This window comes from Alteromonas sp. KUL42 (genome assembly GCF_006538325.1).
In the GTDB taxonomy this organism is placed as follows: Bacteria; Pseudomonadota; Gammaproteobacteria; order Enterobacterales; family Alteromonadaceae; genus Alteromonas.
This window is the reverse complement of record NZ_BJKK01000023.1, coordinates 22,097-39,485: the sequence shown is the minus strand read 5'-3', so window position 1 is coordinate 39,485 and position 17,389 is coordinate 22,097. Positions and strand designations below refer to the sequence as shown.

Below are 17,389 nucleotides of genomic sequence, written 5' to 3'. Positions count from 1 at the left end.
TGAATATTGTGACCTAGATTTTAAATTGACACGTAATACTATTGTCAATTTGAAAGCTTAGCCTAGATACATAATACAAAAATGGCATTAAAACATCATGCCCAGCAGGAAGCGGGTGAGTAGTGGTACCGAATGTATAAGGTACGAGCAGGAAAAAAATTATGCAGCTATCAGAACAACTATCAGAGCAACAAAATTTCAATCAAGCACTAATAAAGCTATCAGTATTGCTTTATCAGGTGGACGGTATGGTAACTCTGTCAGAGCAGGATTACCTCAACTCGGTGGTAGACTCGTTAGATTGGCAAAGTCCAATTTGTCCCGAGGCATTTCTTACCGACACCATTTATCAAACCAGAAAAGCCATTGATACCGGCGATACAATCTCATATTTAAAAAGTTTAAAGCAGCACCTGTCTTTTGATGCTGAAAAGACCCTTGAAGTCGCTATGGCAATAACCGGAGTTGATGGCGAGCGCAGTGAAGAAGAGACCGAGTTATTGTCCTTGCTGACGCACAAATTCCTCGCGAAGGCACTGATTTCGGGTAAAGGCACTTTGCAATAAACCAACATCAAACGCGGTCTAGAAACGTAGACCGCGCTTTTGCTTGAAATAAAAACAACCCAGCTTACTGCTGAGCTTGCGCTTCTTCCATTTCGCGTTCAAGTCGAGCGCTTTCATCAGCGCGTGGCTTAGTAAAGCGTGCTAATGCAAGATAAAGCACAGGTGTAAGGTAGAGCGTAAAGACCACGGCAATCCCCAAGCCACCAAATACTACCCAGCCTATGGCGTTACGCGCTTCTGCGCCTGCACCCGTTGACAAAATAAGCGGTAAGCCACCTAGAATTGTCGATACCAGAGTCATCATAATAGGACGAAGGCGTACTTTGCCTGCCTCGACAATTGCATCATAGACACTATATCCTTGGTCGCGTAATTGGTCTGCAAATTCAATCAACAAAATCGCATTTTTGGCTAGCAAACCAATTAGCATCACAAGTCCAATCTGCGAATATACGTTGATACTTGTGCCCGTTAAAAATAGTGCATAAATCGCTGCTGCGATGCCGAAAGGAACGGTCAACATTACAACAACTGCACTGTTGACACTTTCAAACTGTGCAGCGAGTACTAACAAGACGATGATAAACGCAAGAACGTAGGTTAACGCTACTTGCCGCGACGTTTCTTCAAAGGTTTGTGCCTCACCTAAGAAGACTAGTCCAATGCCGTCGGGTAATGACTCTTGAGCAAGTGTACGAATGCGCTCCACAACATCACTTAATGCCACATCTTCAGGAAGCTCCATATCAATTTTTATCGCTCTTCGTTGCGCTTGGCGCTCTAATTCAGCGGCCACACCTTCTTCACTGATATAGGCAACACTTGAGAGTGGCACCAAATTACCATCGGTACTTTTTACGTACAAACTGGTCAAATCTGACGGGTTGATAGTATTGCGATTATTGGTTTGTAACATAATTGGAATAGACTGATCACCCACATTTAAGTCGGCAATGTCGTTACCATTGACTGCTGCACGTAATGTACTGGCAATATCCGTAAGCGGTACACCTAGTTCTTCGGCTCTTCGACGGTCAATGTTGACCCGCATTTGCGGCTGCGTAGGGTCGTAGCTAATGCGCGGGCGCCCCAATTCAGGAAGCGTATCTTCTAGCTGACGAGCAAAAGCTTGTGATGCTTCGAAAATATTAGGATACGTATCACCGGTTAGCGCTATTTCAATACCACCGCCTTGGCCGCGCAAGTTAAGACTATTACCACCAAAGGCATTGCCGGGGGCACCTGGTATTTGCTGTAGCTTAGGACGAATTTCATTTACTACGTCTTGTAGTGACTTATCGCGCTCGTCCCAGTGTTTTAATGGTGCTGTAATAAAAACGATATTCGGGTCCCATCGACCAACAATGGTGTAAATTGAGTCGATAGTGCCATTGTCGACATACGGCAAGAGTAGTTCTTCCATTTTCTCCGCTTGCCTATCCATGAAGTTAAGTCCTGCACCGTCAGGTCCACGAGCAAAAATGCGAATGGTTCCTCTATCTTCACTAGGCAACAATTCATTATCGATAGACTGCGATAACAAATACGCGCCGCCACCTGCAGCAAGGCTTAGAATGCCTACAAGCCAACTGTATTTAAGGGCTTTTAATAGTGAAGCTTGATATACGCGTAAACAGGCATTCCCAAAGCGTCCAAAAGTACGGCTAAACAATCCTGTTGTTGTATTGTTTTTTACCTTGAGTCTGGCGGTTAACGCTGGAACAAGCGACAGTGCTACAAACGATGAAATGATCACTGCACCTGCCAGTACGCCACCGAACTCTCGGAATAGTCGCCCTGCGGTTGATGGCAAAAACGCAATGGGAATAAATACGGATGCTAAGACAGCGGTTGTTGCAACTACCGCAAAAAATACTTCCCGTGTACCAATTACCGCAGCGGCTCTTGCCCCTAACCCCATACTGCGGCGACGCTGAATATTTTCCGATACAACGATGGCATCATCTACAATCATACCGGTAGCAAGTACTAGTGCGAGTAACGTAAGGATATTTATAGAAAAGCCCATTCCCCAAATGATGGCTAAAGCACCAGCTAGTGAAACTGGAATAGACAACGCGGGGACAATGGTTGCGCGCCATGAGCCGATAAATACCAATAGCGTTACCACGACCAATGCAATGGTTAGGCTAAGGGATACCACCACTTCTTTTACGGAGTCGCGAATAAATTCAGCGTCATCAGCTGTGACTACTATATGCATATCGGTAAAGCGCTTGTCGAGATCTTCAACCATTGCTAAGACTTCATCGGAAATTTCAATAGTATTAGAACTGGCTTGACGAATGACACCCACACCGATCACCGGTGTTCCGTCCAAACGCACAACACTAGAGGTATCGGCTGGTCCGAAATAGACACTAGCAACATCATTGATACGAATGTCGCCAGAAACCACAATATCACCCACATCTTCAGCGGTAATTGATGTAGCATCAGCGCGCACAATGAGCGCTTGATCTGCTGATTGAATACTTCCTGCTGGAACGTCAAACGGCGCTAAAGACAGGGCGTCTGCCACGTCACTCATCGATAAACCAAAGCTTGTTAGACGCAATGGATCAACTGATACACGCAGAACACGTTCTCTGTCACCGTTCAAGGTTACATCGGCAACCCCTGGAATACTTAAGAACATGGGTGCCACGTCGGTATCTACGCGCTCAGTTAAGGTTTCCATGTCTAATGTGTCACTAGATATAGCGAGGCTTACCACGGCTTGAGCATCACTGTCAGCACGTATGATAGCGACTTGCTCTACATCTTCAGGTAGCTGGCGTTGAACACGGCTAACTGATTCGCGCACTTCATTAGCAGCATCTTCAAGGTTTACACCGGGGCGAAATTCTACGCGTACTCGCGCAGAGTTTTCCTCACTTTGCGCATAGATACTTTTGACGCCACTAACACGAGCCACGGCACCTTCAAGGCGTCCTGTAACTTCAGCGTCAACGGTTTCAGGGGAAGCCCCTGGAAAGTTCGCAGTAACGGTAACCTGCGGCGTATCAACATCAGGTAATTCACGAACTTCTAGTCCACTGAGTGCAGCCAAACCGGCAATCGCAACAAGAAGGTTTAGAACGACAATCAGAACTGGGCGACGTATTGATAGTGAAGGTAGGTCGTTTACTGATGAAGAAAGCTGGCTATCACTCACCTGAAGGCCCTCCAGCCAATTCGGTCGTAATCGCTTGACCTGTTCTCAAGCGTTGAACACCTTCTGCGATGAGACTGTCACCTTCTTGAATTTCACCGGACACAAGAATTGTACCTCTTAAGCGTTGGTGAACATTAACATCAACTCTCTGTGCTTTTCCGTCTTTTGCAAGCCAAATATAAGCGCCTGTAGCACCCCATAATAGTGCTGCTTCCGGTATAGCTGCGAAACGGTCGCCTTCAATACTTAAATTAACGCGAAAGCTCATACCCGGACGAAAGGCATCATCTGAATTATCAAGCAATGCTTTGGCGCGCAATGTGCGGTCTGCTTCGTTGATGCGGGAATCTATTTGTGCAATTTCAGCTTTTACTGTTCTCTCGCGATCGCTCCATGGCTCTAAGGTTACTAACGGTGCATTGAGCAATACCGATAATGCTGCTTCTGGCGCCTTAAAGTTAATAAAAAGCTTACTGCGGTTATCTAGCGTAGTGATCATAGTTTGTTCATTAATTCTGTCGCCAACTTCAACGTCAGTAATGCCTACAACCCCATCAAAAGGAGCAACAATTTGTCTATCTTCTAAATCGGCTTGTGCTTCTTCAACGGCCACTTGCGCTAATTCGTGTTGCGTTCGCGCAAGGTCCAGTTCGCTTATTGGAATAGCGCCTTTTTTATAGCTTGCCGACAAACGAACCAAATTGCGTTGTGCTTCTTCAAAGTTGAGCTTGGCGCGTTTTAGGGCGGTTTGCTGTCTGCGGTCGTCGAGGCGTACCAGTACTTTACCTTGTTCCACTGCTTGACCTGGCACGAAGTTTACTTCTGTCACTTCGTCTGCAACCGCAGAATAAAGTACAATTGATCGCACGGCTTCTGCACTACCCACTGCTTCGACATTGCGAGTTTCGCTCATAAACTCAATGGGCTTGGTGACGACCAGTTTGGCCTGTCTATCGCCCATGAATTGCGCATTGGCAAATGGTGCTATTGCATTTAGCGAAATTAATGCAATTAATGCGCAAAGGTGCGTTCGCCTCTTTGCGGCCTTAAGAAATGAATTGTTCATTGTAAACCCGTAGCGTTTTATCTTTTTTGATAATTTTTTTGATTAAAAGTTAGCCGTTAAGCTCTTTTTATTTTGTACGGTATAGCACCATACGCAGTTCAGCTAAGCAATTGCAGTTCAGCGTATTCCCTATACAGGGTATCGCTTTTCATGAGTGAAGCATGGTCACCCATACCAACGATATTGCCTTTATCCATTACGATGATGCGATCTGCGTGTTGAACAGTGGCAAGTCTGTGTGCAATGACAATACTGGTTTTACCCACCATAAGACGGTCTATGGCTTGTTGAACCATACGCTCACTCATCGCATCAAGTGCGCTGGTGGCTTCATCTAATAAAAGGATAGGGCGGTCTGCTAATATCGCACGCGCAATGGCAATACGCTGCTTTTGTCCGCCAGATAACTTAACTCCTCGTTCTCCTAGTTGCGTATAGTAACGGTCTTCAAGATTGTCGATAAATTCGTGTGCAAAGGCTTGCTTAGCCGCTATCACAACTTCGTCGTCTGTAGCTTCTGGTTTACCGTATCGTATATTTTCAATCACTGAAGTGGCGAACACTATAGGCTCTTGCGTGACGATAGCGACATGCTTTCTCAGGTATTCGATGGGCATTTCGTTGATAGGCGAGTTGTCAAATAAAACAGTGCCTGCACTAGGGTCGTAAAATCGCATCAATAGCTGGAATAGTGTTGTTTTTCCCGCGCCGCTTGGACCTACCAGTGCAAGGCGCTCCCCAGCTTTAATATCAATAGAAAGATTTTGAAAGAGTGGCTTACTGCCTGGATAAGCAAAGCTTACTTGCTCAATTTGAATGCGCGGTGCTTTTTTATCGTTAGGTAAATGTGACACCGCTGTAATTTTGTAGGTCGACGACGTAGTGTCTGCTAGAAAGTCTTCTTGACCTAGAGACATAATGTCAGGCTTGGCACTCAAAAGCTCGTAAAGGCGTTCACTGGCGCCCACACCACGTTGTACTTCGCCAATCACTTCACTAATTGTTGCAATACTGCCACCGGCCATCACAGCGTAAAAAAGGAAGGCAGAAAGTTCACCGGCGGTCATTGCCCCACTGAGAACTTGTCTTGCTCCAACCCAAGCGATAAAGATGATGGCAACCATACTAATACACATGATGCAACCGATAAGTAATGAGCGGTAGTGAATACGCTTTTGAGCTATGTCCATCACAGCTTCTACCTGCTTGGCAAAATGTGCTCTTTCACTCGCTTCTGCGGTGTAGGCTTGGACAGTCATGATTTCATGTAAGCTTTCGTCAATACGCGCACCTAAGTCAGCGACCTTATCTTGGCTTTCTTTTGCATAACGACGAACTTGTGGGGCTAATACCTTTATGGGAACTAATACAGCGGGGACGGCAATAATCACACAGAAGGTTAACAGTGGGCTTGATAAGCCCATTAATGCAAGTGCGCCTACAAATGTTACAACAGAGCGCAGTGTCATAGATAAGCTCATACCAACCACTGTTTGTATAATGGTGGTGTCGCTTGTGAAGCGAGAGATAACTTCGCCTGTACGAAGTTCAGCAAAGAAGGAAGGGGGTAATGAAAGTAAGTGTGAATAAACTTGATTGCGTATGTCGGCGCTTACGCGTTCCCCTAGCCATGTCATCAAATAAAATCGAGCATAAGTTGCTAAACACGCCACAACGGTAATGGCTAATACGATGACAATAGCCTGGTTGAGCAGTTCTGATGTTCCGTCTGTAAAGCCATTATCAATGGCATACTTAATACCTTGACCCAATAACAACCAAGCAAAGGCAGCTGTAAATAACGCAATAACAGCGCCTACTACTTTGCTTTTATATTGGAGTAGATGACTGATGATCCAGCCCATTACTTGCTTTGTTGTGATCAAACTTACTGCTTTTGTCAAAATGACCTCAGTTTGCGTCGCTTCATAGTGCGCAGTATACGAAGAAAAGGTCGGCGGTGATTGATTTTTACGACAGCTGTGAATAGATTCAGGGTAAATGACGAATGGAATCTACCCTGAATCTGAGAGTTTTAGTAAAGAAAGATTATATTGTTCCTTCCTTACAGTTCTCAATTACGCTATTTCCGAGAGGCTTAGGAGCTTCTAATTTGACGTTAATAATATCGGAAGCCAATACTCCAGTATCTGACTCTGCTAACCAAATTTTCATGTTCTCATTTTGCCGAGATTGCAAAAGTGAGTAACGTTTACCGCCTTTTAATGATGCATCAAGCCGTCCGATAGCGACTAACGGGGTATACTTCGATTCAACAACGGTAGCGTAAAAGTAAAGATTGTGCTCACCAGCATCAATATTTCTTATCGATAGTACGTCGCTTGGTCTTTTATTCCAACATAACAACCGAACATATTCTTTCTCATTTTTGGACGTTTGAGCAAAAAAATCGATACGAGCTTTGTCTGCATCAATATCAGCTTGAGGCACATAATCATTTATAATATTGCTACAGGCGCCGAGTAGGGTAAGTAATAAGGCGGAAAAAATGGTTTTTAATTTCATAGTGGTAATCCTTTACTGTTTGATATTCATTACTTAGATGGGGCTAACAAACTATCCAAAACGCTATTCATATCCAATCGAATTTAAAGAATGAGCCTTGAACATTTCGTAGCCTAGCTAAGTTTTAATTCAAAGTCGAATAGTGGAGAGTGTTAAGTACGACTGTTAACAACTTGCAATAACATCTACAAAATTGAGTGCCGAAGCAATTTTATCAATGCACAAGTTGAATGAGTGCTTTTAATGATTGTATTGCCTCAAAATTTAGCGTTTTCGAACATTAGGCCGAAAATGCGTAAATTAACGATCAAAAACCTGACTTTCCCTTGCATTACTTGCCTATATCCGTATAATTCGGCGGCCTTCTAAATGGCGTCTATTTTTTAGTCGTTAAACGAAGGCTTAAGTTAACGGTAACGCTACAACGAGTTTGAGGCATTTATGGTTACTATTCGTTTACAGCGTGGTGGCGCGAAAAAGCGTCCATTTTATCAACTAGTGGTGGCTGATAGCCGTCGTGCAAGAAACGGTCGTTTCATTGAAAACATCGGTTTCTTCAACCCAACTGCACAAGGTCAAGCGGAACGTCTTCGCATCGATCTAGAGCGTGTTGAATACTGGGTTGGCGTAGGCGCGAGCTTATCAGATCGCGTTTCTAGCTTGGTAAAAGAAGCGAAAAAATCTGCAGCGTAAGCTGTTATTAACTGGTGGTATAGATGAGTCTAGCGTCTGACAAAGTGATTGTTGGCAAAATTGGCGCACCGTACGGTGTTAAAGGTTGGGTCAAGATCAACAGCTATACAGAAACGCCAGAAGGTATTTTTGAGTATGTGCCATGGTTTATTGGCGATGAAAAAGAATACCAAATTGACCAGTGGCGACCGCACGGTAAAAGCCTCGTTGCAAAAATTGTGGGCGTTGATAGTCGAGATGATGCCGAGCGCATTAAAAACTTGGATATCAATATAAATGCTTCACAGCTGCCTGATTTAGGCGACGAAGGGGTTTATTGGCGTGAGCTCACCGGCATGCAAGTGGTAACAACGCAAGGTTACGACTTAGGTGTAGTGAAAGAAGTGTTTAATACAGGTGCAAATGACGTGATCCACGTTAAAGCCAATGTAGGTGACGCTTTTGGTCAAAAAGAAAGACTATTGCCTTTTGTGTTCGACGAAGTCGTACAAGAGGTTGATAAAGAAGCGAAGGTCATTAAAGTTGACTGGGACCCGGGGTTCTAAGTGACACCGGAAAAGTGGTTTGGAGTTGTTAGCCTGTTTCCAGACATGTTTGCCCCATTTACCCAACAGGGTGTAATAGGGCGAGCAGTTAAATCTGGAACGTTATCGGTAGATACCTTCAACCCCCGTGACTTTACACATGATCGCCATCGTACAGTAGACGATCGCCCCTATGGTGGCGGACCCGGAATGCTGATGATGGTAAAACCGCTAACTGACGCAATACAAGCCGCCAAGAAAGTGGGCGGCGAAAAAAGTAAGGTGATCTACTTATCACCCCAAGGGAAACCCCTTGACCAAGCAGGCGTTCAACGCCTTGCTGACATCGACCGCACAATTTTAATTTGTGGTCGATATGAAGGCATCGACGAGCGGGTAATCGAAAGCCATGTGGACGAAGAAGTCTCTATTGGTGATTACGTGTTAAGCGGCGGTGAGCTACCTGCAATGGTCCTTATGGACGCTGTTGCACGGTTAGTTCCCGGTGTGTTGGGGCATAAAGCTTCAGCAGTTGAAGATTCTTTCACAGACGGTCTTTTGGATTGTCCGCACTATACGCGGCCCGAAATACTTGAAGGTCAAAAAGTTCCTGAGGTGTTGTTAAGTGGGGACCATGAAAAAATTAGGCAGTGGCGATTGATGCAATCATTAGGTAGAACCTGGCAGCGTCGCCCTGAATTGTTAAATCACCTAGCTCTGACTGAGGAGCAGCAGCGTTTGCTTGAATTATTCCAAGCGCAACTGCAGCAAGATGACAGTTAACTAGGACGAGAGGATATGATGAGCAAAGTCAGTCAAGATATCATCAAAAAAATCGAAGAAGCACAGCTAAAATCTGATGTTCCTGCGTTTGGTCCAGGTGACACAGTAGTTGTTAAAGTTCGCGTTACCGAAGGTGACAAAGAGCGTCTTCAGGCTTATGAAGGTGTTGTTATCGCTAAACGTAACCGTGGTCTGCACTCGTCTTTTACCGTGCGTAAAATTTCTAGCGGCGAAGGCGTTGAGCGTGTGTTCCAAACACACAGCCCGGCAGTTTCTTCAATTGAAGTGAAACGTCGCGGTGCGGTTCGTCGTGCTAAGCTTTACTATCTACGTGAGCGTTCAGGTAAATCTGCACGTATCAAAGAGAAGCTTAACTAAGATTACTAATCCTTGCGTTATTGTTAACTTCGAAAAAGCCCGCTTTAAGCGGGCTTTTTTGTGTCTGAATTAAATGTGAACTGGTTGTCATCTTTCTTTACAAATACACCAGTCATACTTTCTAACTTATTGATTTTATTGTGGTGGCGTGATTTATGCTTGCGATTTTTATGAAGTCTCCTGCATTGTCACAATACAAAGAAGTACCTAACAACCAAAAGGAAGTCATAATGAAAACAAAATCAATAGCCGTATTCGCTTTATTGTTCGTATCAGCAAGTGCATTTGCTGGTTCTCCACCAGCACCAATTGACGAACCAAGTTCACTGGCTGTTTTAGGTGCTGCATTAGCTGTTGCCGGTTTGCTAAAGTGGAAAAATAGGAAATAGCGTCTACCTCAATTTCTAATATTTTCAGACCAATAGTAATTGAAAAATCTAATGTGATGGCTATTGGTCGACACAATCCCAAGTCATGAATTTAACGTCAAGTGAACAGGTTCAGTTTGTTGTCTTTATCGCAGTTATGCTGTGTGTTTTGTTGTTAGAAATTAAGTATTCTACTAGAGATTTACCGAAAGTAGATAAGTACGATAGATGGTTCCTCAACTTATCATTGTTCATTGTTGCCACACTATTTATACAATTTTCGCTACCACTTAGCGTTTTTGCATTAACTGCTTGGGCGAAAGACAATGACTTTGGGTTAATTAGCTTACATAAGTATTCATTGTTGGTTAATGTGAGTCTGTTCGTCTTATGCGTTGATTTTTTGCTCTATCTAATGCACCGGCTATATCACAAACATCCGCTATTGTGGAAGATACACGCAGCACATCACAGTGATACTTCCGTCGATTTTTCTACCGCTCTACGATTTCATCCTTTTGAGTTTTTGTTAACTACACTGGCAGTAAGTGCTTTGGTTGTCGTTTTATCACCTGCTATTGAGGCCGTATTGGGCTATTTTATATTGCACGCAATCTCGACTTTTTTCACTCACGGAAACTTTCTTCTCTCTAATGGAATAGCGCGCGTGATAGGCTTTGTGTTTGTTACACCTAATCAACACACGTTGCATCACAGTCTTGTGCGTATTCAAGCAAACACTAACTACGGTATTGTTTTATCGATATGGGACCGTATATTCAAGACGCTTTCTGTATTTCCAACAGATGTACTTGTAAAAGTGGCTCATGGAATAAAGAGTCAACCGCTACTTAACCCTTCTCGCCTTATCAGTGTGTTGTTTTATCCTTTCAAAATGGCACAAAAAGGAGCGGGTAACGAGAAGGACGTAGATGTGTCGAAATAAGCCTATTCACACGGTCATTATTAAGTTTGAATAGGCTTACAAAAGTACTGGTTAAGTGATTTTTACTACACCATAAGTGAAAGTGATTCTATTAACGGTTTATTTTCAACGTCTATAGTTTCGATGATCTGCTTGTGAAAACGTTTCTTATGTTCGGCAAAAATACTACGCTTTTTATCGAAAGACTTTGCGTAGTTTAGTGCACCTTCCATTAAAGTGGCTTGACTCTCATAGGCGCATTCAACCACATGATCTGTTGCCAACTCTTTACCCGAGACACGGCGCCCAGACAGGCACATCTCGTTAAAACGGTAGTAGGGAATAGCCTTTTTTACGAACTCAATCATGCCCGGCAAAAAAGGTATCGATAAATCAACTTCAGGAAAGCAGAAAAAACCTTTGTCTGAGCGCATAAAGCGAAAGTCGCAAGCGCACGCCAAAATAGCGCCGTTACCGAAAGCGTGACCATTAATGGCGGCAATAACAGGTACAGGAAAAAGCAAAAGCGTTTTGAACACCTCGTCCATATCGAACATGAATTGCTTAATTTGCTCGAAATTTTGGGTTTTCATCGCAGGCATCAACCAGTCGGTATCAATACCTAAGCTAAAGCTCTTTTCGTCACTCGAGGTAATGACTAGTGCCTTCACCGTTTCTTTGTTAACTATGCTATCAAGTGCAGCAAGCATCTCTTGGGAAAATTGCGGGTTGTGGCGGTTTTCGCCGTTTTGCATGGTTAAAATGGCAACATCACCGTCGTAGGTTGTAGATATAGTTTGCATTGATGTCTCTCATGTACCCATTCACATCGATGAGTCATTTATGTGAATTGGTGCGATTACAAAAGCTTAATAGTATCTACTTCATTAGGTATTTGAAAAGTTTAGCTTATTTATACTGAATAATTACGTATTCGTATTGAAAAAGCATGGTTGCTCTTTATTGTACATTTTTGTTCATTCAAATGTATTTTTGCAAACTCAGGTAAGCGTTCAATCATTTACTTACTACTGGTTAAATTTTGTTCTTAATGCGTTAAGTATTGCCATATCGGCAAGCTGATACCCTTAGGATCTACCCTAGATTAAAGTATTATTCGTTATTGCTTGCGTTGTAATTCGTGAGTTGGTAAAAAGTCAATGACGTTAAAGAAATATAGAAAAGCTGGTTGTACAATAAAGTTTACATGCAGATTGCATACTCTTTTGGCGTTTTAATTTTCCGTTTTTTATTTGTAGTTAAGAGAGTAAGAGAGCTCCCATGATTAAGGACACTGTCAACAACGTTCACGTAAGTGCAGAAGATGTACTTATTACCCCAGAAGATTTAAGTGCTGAATTACCTGTATCAGATAAGGCACTTGAGGCGATTTCTGAATCACGCAAAATCGTTTCTGATATTATTCATCGCCGTGATCACCGCTTATTAGTAGTGTGTGGTCCTTGCTCTATTCACGATATCGATGCAGCAAAAGAGTATGCACTGAAGTTAAAAGAATTACACGAGTCGTGCAAAGATACCTTGTTCATTGTAATGCGCGTATATTTTGAAAAGCCACGCACTACCACAGGTTGGAAGGGCTTAATCAACGACCCACACATTGACGGAACATTCGATATAGAAACTGGGCTTCGCAAAGCACGAGAGTTGCTCATCTGGCTAGCTGAGCTAGAATTGCCTGTTGCTACTGAAGCACTTGATCCAATCAGCCCTCAGTATCTCGCTGAATTGTTCAGTTGGGCTGCAATTGGTGCACGTACGTCTGAGTCACAAACGCACCGTGAAATGGCCAGTGGTTTGTCAATGCCTGTTGGTTTTAAAAACGGTACAGATGGCAGTTTGGATATTGCAATTAATGCGCTTAAATCAGCCGCTTCAGGTCACCGCTTTATGGGCATCAATAAGCAAGGACAGGTGAGCATCATAGGTACAAGTGGTAACCCTGATGGCCACATTATTCTTCGCGGTGGTAAGCAACCGAATTATGATTCTGTATGTGTTTCTGAATGTGAAATTGAAATGCAAGATGCCGGTTTAACCGCGGGTCTTGTGGTTGATTGTAGTCACGCTAATTCGTCAAAGGACTACCGACGTCAGCCTTTGGTTGCACAAAATGTGGTTAACCAAATTCTAGAGGGCAATCAATCTATTATTGGTGTCATGCTAGAAAGTCACTTAAAACCAGGTAATCAAAAATCTGATGGTAAAACACCACAAGAATTAGAGTATGGCGTATCTATCACTGATGGTTGTATTGATTGGGAAACCACAGAAAACTTAATTGCCCAAACCAGAGATAAATTGATAACTGTGTTACCCTTACGTCAAAATAAGCGCACGGTAGCGTAAATTCGCAATTCCGTGTCATTTGACCCATAGGAATAATATCACATGACCAATTTTTCGCAGCAATTGAACACGCTGCGTGAAGGTATAGACGAGCTGGATTCACAGCTCGTCGAGTTACTTGCTAAGCGAAATAAGATCACTACCGAAGTTGGTAAAATAAAAGCACAGGCAGGTATGGCCGTTTATGTGCCAGAGCGTGAAAAAGCCCTCATCGCCTCACGGCGTGCTCAAGCAGAATCTCTTGGCGTCTCAGCAGACCTTACCGAAGACCTTCTTAGGCGCGTAATGCGTGAATCCTATCATACTCAAAATAACAATTATCGCTGTGTTAATCCGAATAGTGATAGCGTGGTTGTGATCGGTGGTGCCGGGGCCCTTGGACGGGTTTTTGTGAGCTTATTTGAACGCAGTAATTACACGGTTTCCGTTGTCGAAAAAGACGATTGGGAAAGTGGTCGAGCGCATGCTGTGTTGAGTACGGCTTCTTTGGTTGTGGTTGCAGTACCTATTAATTTAACGGAAATGGTGATCAGTAAGCTAACTATGCTTTCTAAGCATTGTATTTTAGCCGATATTACCAGTATTAAAGCCAAACCGCTCGAGGCGATGATGTCTGTACATGAAGGCCCAGTGGTAGGTTTGCACCCTATGTTTGGGCCGGATGCGCCTGGCATGATCAAGCAAGTGGTTGTTGTGTGTGATGGAAGAGGCAATGAGCACTATGCTTGGTTAATTGAGCAAATGCGTATTTGGGGAGCGACAATCCACGACTCTACAGCCCAAGAGCATGATGAGGCAATGGCGTATATTCAGGTTATGCGACATTTTAATACGTTTGTTTATGGGCAGCATCTTCAAGGTGAAAACCCTGATATTGAACTGCTCACAAAATTTAGCTCACCCATTTATCGTCTTGAGCTAGCAATGGTTGGACGACTTTTTGCACAGTCTCCTCAGTTATATGCGGATATTATCTTTAATAACCCAGACAACTTTGCACTTCTAAGGCGCTTTCACGAGCGATTTGGTATTGCTTTGTCACTATTGGATAAGGGTGACAAAAAAGGCTTTATTGACGCATTTATGAAGGTAGGCAACTGGTTTGGCGACTATGCTAAAAAGTGTCTAATCGACAGCAAACAAATGCTCTTAAAAGCCGATGATGGACAGCTTTTAAGAGAAAAATAGCGAAAGCTTAGTAACCTTCGTGATATTCGTTTGGGTCTAGTCTACAAACTGTTTTAAACCCACTCTAGTCGCTTGAGCAAGCTTATTGGCTTGCTCGGCTTCGTCATTTGTTACTTTCATTTGAGACTGAATTTTGTCGCTAAGTTGGGTAATCTGTTCAATTTTGAGCGTCGTTTCTTCATGCTGCATTTGCAATGCATTAACCGATGAAAGAATAAGTTGGAACGCGTTGATATTTTGACGGAAGTCTTCCATCATTTTATCAAATAGGTCGGTTGTTAGCTTAATATTACCTTGCATCTCATCAGAGGCATCTACCAACCGGGTAGATTCTTCCTGAGTTTCGCCTACCAGCTTTTCCATGTCGTTTAGGAAATGGCTAAGTTTTTTGTGTGGCATCAGCCACTTTTGCAGACAATGTACGTACTTCATCTGCAACCACGGCAAACCCTCTACCTGCATCGCCGGCTCGCGCGGCTTCTATTGCGGCATTTAATGCCAGAAGGTTGGTTTGGTCAGCGAAACCTTCCACCATGGAAAGAATACTTCGTACATTTTCTGCGTTATCCTGTAACCCTTTAACCGTTGTAGAGAACTGCTGAAGTAGCGCAGTTATTTTTGTTATTTGCTGTTGAGACATCAGCAAGTTTTCGTTTGCGCTAGTGGCACTTGTGAGGTTTTGTTCGTTTGTACTGCTGACTTGATCAGAGGCACTGGCGATATCGCCTATGCTAGTACTCACTGTGTGCGCTGACTCGTTAATGGTGTGGCTAAGCGCTTTTTGTGTAGCCACTTGACCGTTTACATCTTTTACCGCAGATGCCATGACTTGACTGGCCTGAGACGATTTGTCTGCATCCTTGTAAATTTGATTTACGAGTGTATTTAAGTTGCCCGCGAATAAATTGTACGCTTCCGAGACTTCTCTAAATTCATCTCGAGTAAAAGAGGGAAGGCGAGTGGATAAGTCACCTTGGGTGTGGTTGATGTCGTTTAAGGTATCTAGCAGCGCCCGTACAGGCCTTACAATCAAGTAGTGTAAATAGAAAATGGTGAATGCAAAACTAAACGTACCCAATACAAAAAGCGTAACCATTGCAGAAAACAAGGACGTTTGTTCTCCAGAAGGCGCTGAAGCAACTTGATAAAAAAGATAGAAGTTAGCAACCTGAAACAGAAATAAAAAGGCAATGTTCCCGATTATTTTTCGCGTAAGTGTAAAAAAGAAGGTGCGTTCAATTACATCGTACAATTGCCAAAATGTCTGCATAAATAAAACACTATCCGCTGATTAAAATACTTTCCGAGTATAGAGCGTGTAGACCTTTGCGGTACGCTTTTGCAGCAAAGGTCAACACGCTCTAGTCTATTACAAATAGGATTTTTAAAAATTTGAGCTAAATCATATTTGATGCATATTCTTATCATACACAAATATTAAACAAATGGCAGGTTATGTAGAAAACGGAGTCATTGTGAAGATGATGGGCTTGCAGGTATTCGCTTTGTCTCTTTGAAATAGCTTCAATGAATACGCTGCAAGCGCAAATTATATAATGTGATTACTGAGCAAGGGCACTTGCTGCCGCAACTTTTGTGGGACTTATTTCTTCACTTGGGTAGCAACCCAATACTTTGATGTATCGAGTGATGCTGCGTAAAGACTCTAGTGCTTTTTGTACCGGCCCATCTTCAACATTGCCTTCTACATCTATATAGAACATTTCTTCCCATGGGTTTCCCGGTATAGGGCGAGACTCAAGTTTTGTCATATTAATACTGTTGTCCTTTAGCACTAGCAGCGCTTCTACTAGAGCGCCGGGCTTCTGCACTGTAGACATAACCAAGGTGGTTTTCGCTGGCACTTGTAAAGGTACAATAACGGGGTTTCTAGCCACAACAATAAAGCGACTGTGATTTTCCTTTTGGTTGGCCAAGTTGCTCTTGATTGCCATCAATCCATACAAGTTGCCACCGGCTTCACTACCTATTGCAGCCACGTCATCGCGTTTTAATTCACTTACTGTCAACATGGCTGACGAGGTGCTGTCCATGGTTTTCACTTCAACGTTACCAAGCTCGGCTAAGAAGTGACTGCATTGAGTGAATACTTGAGGATGCGCATACAGTGTTTTGATTTTATCAATACTGGTATTTGCGCTGACCAACAGCGTATGACGAATAGGATGAGTCAATTCACCAATGATACTTAATTGAGTGTGTTGGAGCTGGTCATATACTTCATTGATACTGCCTGAGGTAGTATTTTCAATAGGTAATACAGCGTAATCTGCCTCGGTATTTTCTACTTTGTGAATAATTTCTGCGAAGCTTTGGCAACCAATTTCCAGTAACTCACCAGGACGGCGTGAGAAGTATTTTTGTGTCGCAAGGTAGGAATAAGACCCTTTGTCACCTAAAAATGCCACGCGATTTAGCGGCAATGTGCTTCCAGGGTTTGCGCGCTCTGCAAGCATGGCTTGTTGGTTTAATACTGAGTCTTCAATGATAACGTGAAAAATTTGCGTCACGTAGTGTGGATCAAGCCCGATACGCTGACCCTCTTTAATTAATCGAACTAATAATTGTTCTTCACGCTTTTGATCTCGAACTGGGATCTGGTGTTTAATTTTGGTTTCGGCAACTTCGTTTGTCAGCTTGCGTCTTTCTGCAAGTAAAGTCAGTAATTCACCATCAAGCGTTGTTATACGCTGTCTTACCTTGTCTAAAGCATTGTCTACCATATTAGTCCCATATTTTTTGGCTAAAAAAAAACCTCCCTAGTGGGAGGTTTTTATGCATGCAGATGCGCCTCCCTAGTTAA

At 43.2% G+C, this 17,389-nt stretch carries 17 protein-coding genes; 9 read left to right on the top strand and 8 right to left on the bottom strand.

The annotated features are described in order from the left end of the window. Positions 1–161 precede the first annotated feature (161 nt). On the top strand, positions 162–566 hold the full coding sequence (locus EYR97_RS20160; RefSeq protein WP_131095557.1) for a TerB family tellurite resistance protein: 405 nt from the start codon (positions 162–164) through the stop codon (positions 564–566). A 64-nt stretch (positions 567–630) separates the two neighbouring features. On the opposite strand, the gene EYR97_RS20155 is transcribed toward EYR97_RS20160, so the two are convergent. The 4 genes from EYR97_RS20155 to EYR97_RS20140 all read right to left on the bottom strand — a co-directional run bounded on the left by EYR97_RS20155 (position 631) and on the right by EYR97_RS20140 (position 7,336). Then, positions 631–3,744 carry an efflux RND transporter permease subunit gene (locus tag EYR97_RS20155; RefSeq protein WP_131095556.1) on the bottom strand — a complete coding sequence of 1,038 codons (3,114 nt, stop codon included), beginning with the start codon at positions 3,742–3,744 and terminating at the stop codon, positions 631–633. Continuing rightward, positions 3,737–4,810, bottom strand: coding sequence for an efflux RND transporter periplasmic adaptor subunit (locus tag EYR97_RS20150; RefSeq protein WP_131095555.1), 1,074 nt, complete (start codon positions 4,808–4,810; stop codon positions 3,737–3,739). Before EYR97_RS20150 ends, EYR97_RS20155 begins: the two co-directional genes overlap by 8 nt. Positions 4,811–4,908: 98 nt before the next feature. Beyond that, positions 4,909–6,675 carry an ABC transporter transmembrane domain-containing protein gene (locus EYR97_RS20145; RefSeq protein ID WP_404840978.1) on the bottom strand — a complete coding sequence of 589 codons (1,767 nt, stop codon included), beginning with the start codon at positions 6,673–6,675 and terminating at the stop codon, positions 4,909–4,911. Positions 6,676–6,859: 184 nt separating this feature from the next. Continuing rightward, complete coding sequence (locus EYR97_RS20140) at positions 6,860–7,336, bottom strand: hypothetical protein (protein WP_131095553.1); 477 nt, start codon at positions 7,334–7,336, stop codon at positions 6,860–6,862. A 441-nt stretch (positions 7,337–7,777) separates the two neighbouring features. Between EYR97_RS20140 and rpsP the strand changes: the two genes are divergently transcribed. From rpsP to EYR97_RS20110, 6 genes are all read left to right on the top strand, one after another. Next, the gene (rpsP, locus tag EYR97_RS20135; RefSeq protein WP_131095552.1) at positions 7,778–8,029 is read left to right on the top strand and encodes a 30S ribosomal protein S16; all 252 of its coding nucleotides are present in this window, start codon (positions 7,778–7,780) and stop codon (positions 8,027–8,029) included. 23 nt (positions 8,030–8,052) lie between these two features. Then, on the top strand, positions 8,053–8,574 hold the full coding sequence (gene rimM, locus EYR97_RS20130) for a ribosome maturation factor RimM (protein WP_131095551.1): 522 nt from the start codon (positions 8,053–8,055) through the stop codon (positions 8,572–8,574). Continuing rightward, positions 8,575–9,336 carry a tRNA (guanosine(37)-N1)-methyltransferase TrmD gene (gene trmD / locus EYR97_RS20125; RefSeq protein WP_131095550.1) on the top strand — a complete coding sequence of 254 codons (762 nt, stop codon included), beginning with the start codon at positions 8,575–8,577 and terminating at the stop codon, positions 9,334–9,336. An 18-nt stretch (positions 9,337–9,354) separates the two neighbouring features. Next, positions 9,355–9,714 carry a 50S ribosomal protein L19 gene (rplS, locus tag EYR97_RS20120; RefSeq protein WP_131095569.1) on the top strand — a complete coding sequence of 120 codons (360 nt, stop codon included), beginning with the start codon at positions 9,355–9,357 and terminating at the stop codon, positions 9,712–9,714. Positions 9,715–9,869: 155 nt separating this feature from the next. Next, positions 9,870–10,103, top strand: a complete 234-nt coding sequence (locus EYR97_RS20115) for a hypothetical protein (protein ID WP_131095549.1) — start codon at positions 9,870–9,872, stop codon at positions 10,101–10,103. An 85-nt stretch (positions 10,104–10,188) separates the two neighbouring features. Next, positions 10,189–11,028: a sterol desaturase family protein gene (locus tag EYR97_RS20110; protein WP_131095548.1), complete on the top strand. Its 840-nt coding sequence runs from the start codon at positions 10,189–10,191 to the stop codon at positions 11,026–11,028. 65 nt (positions 11,029–11,093) lie between these two features. On the opposite strand, the gene EYR97_RS20105 is transcribed toward EYR97_RS20110, so the two are convergent. Beyond that, complete coding sequence (locus tag EYR97_RS20105; protein WP_131095547.1) at positions 11,094–11,810, bottom strand: enoyl-CoA hydratase/isomerase family protein; 717 nt, start codon at positions 11,808–11,810, stop codon at positions 11,094–11,096. Between the two features lie 478 nt (positions 11,811–12,288). On the opposite strand from EYR97_RS20105, the gene EYR97_RS20100 reads away from it, so the two are divergent. Continuing rightward, on the top strand, positions 12,289–13,377 hold the full coding sequence (locus EYR97_RS20100; RefSeq protein ID WP_131095546.1) for a 3-deoxy-7-phosphoheptulonate synthase: 1,089 nt from the start codon (positions 12,289–12,291) through the stop codon (positions 13,375–13,377). A 42-nt stretch (positions 13,378–13,419) separates the two neighbouring features. Continuing rightward, complete coding sequence (tyrA, locus tag EYR97_RS20095) at positions 13,420–14,565, top strand: bifunctional chorismate mutase/prephenate dehydrogenase (RefSeq protein WP_131095545.1); 1,146 nt, start codon at positions 13,420–13,422, stop codon at positions 14,563–14,565. Between the two features lie 36 nt (positions 14,566–14,601). Here tyrA and EYR97_RS20090 read toward each other — a convergent pair whose 3' ends face one another. The 3 genes from EYR97_RS20090 to pheA all read right to left on the bottom strand — a co-directional run bounded on the left by EYR97_RS20090 (position 14,602) and on the right by pheA (position 17,309). Beyond that, complete coding sequence (locus EYR97_RS20090; RefSeq protein ID WP_131095544.1) at positions 14,602–14,964, bottom strand: hypothetical protein; 363 nt, start codon at positions 14,962–14,964, stop codon at positions 14,602–14,604. After that, entirely contained in the window at positions 14,945–15,835 is an 891-nt protein-coding gene (locus EYR97_RS20085; protein WP_131095543.1) for a methyl-accepting chemotaxis protein, read from the bottom strand. The genes EYR97_RS20090 and EYR97_RS20085 overlap by 20 nt, the downstream gene beginning before the upstream one ends. 292 nt (positions 15,836–16,127) lie before the next feature. Beyond that, the gene (gene pheA, locus EYR97_RS20080; protein ID WP_131095542.1) at positions 16,128–17,309 is read right to left on the bottom strand and encodes a prephenate dehydratase; all 1,182 of its coding nucleotides are present in this window, start codon (positions 17,307–17,309) and stop codon (positions 16,128–16,130) included. Positions 17,310–17,389: the final 80 nt, after the last annotated feature.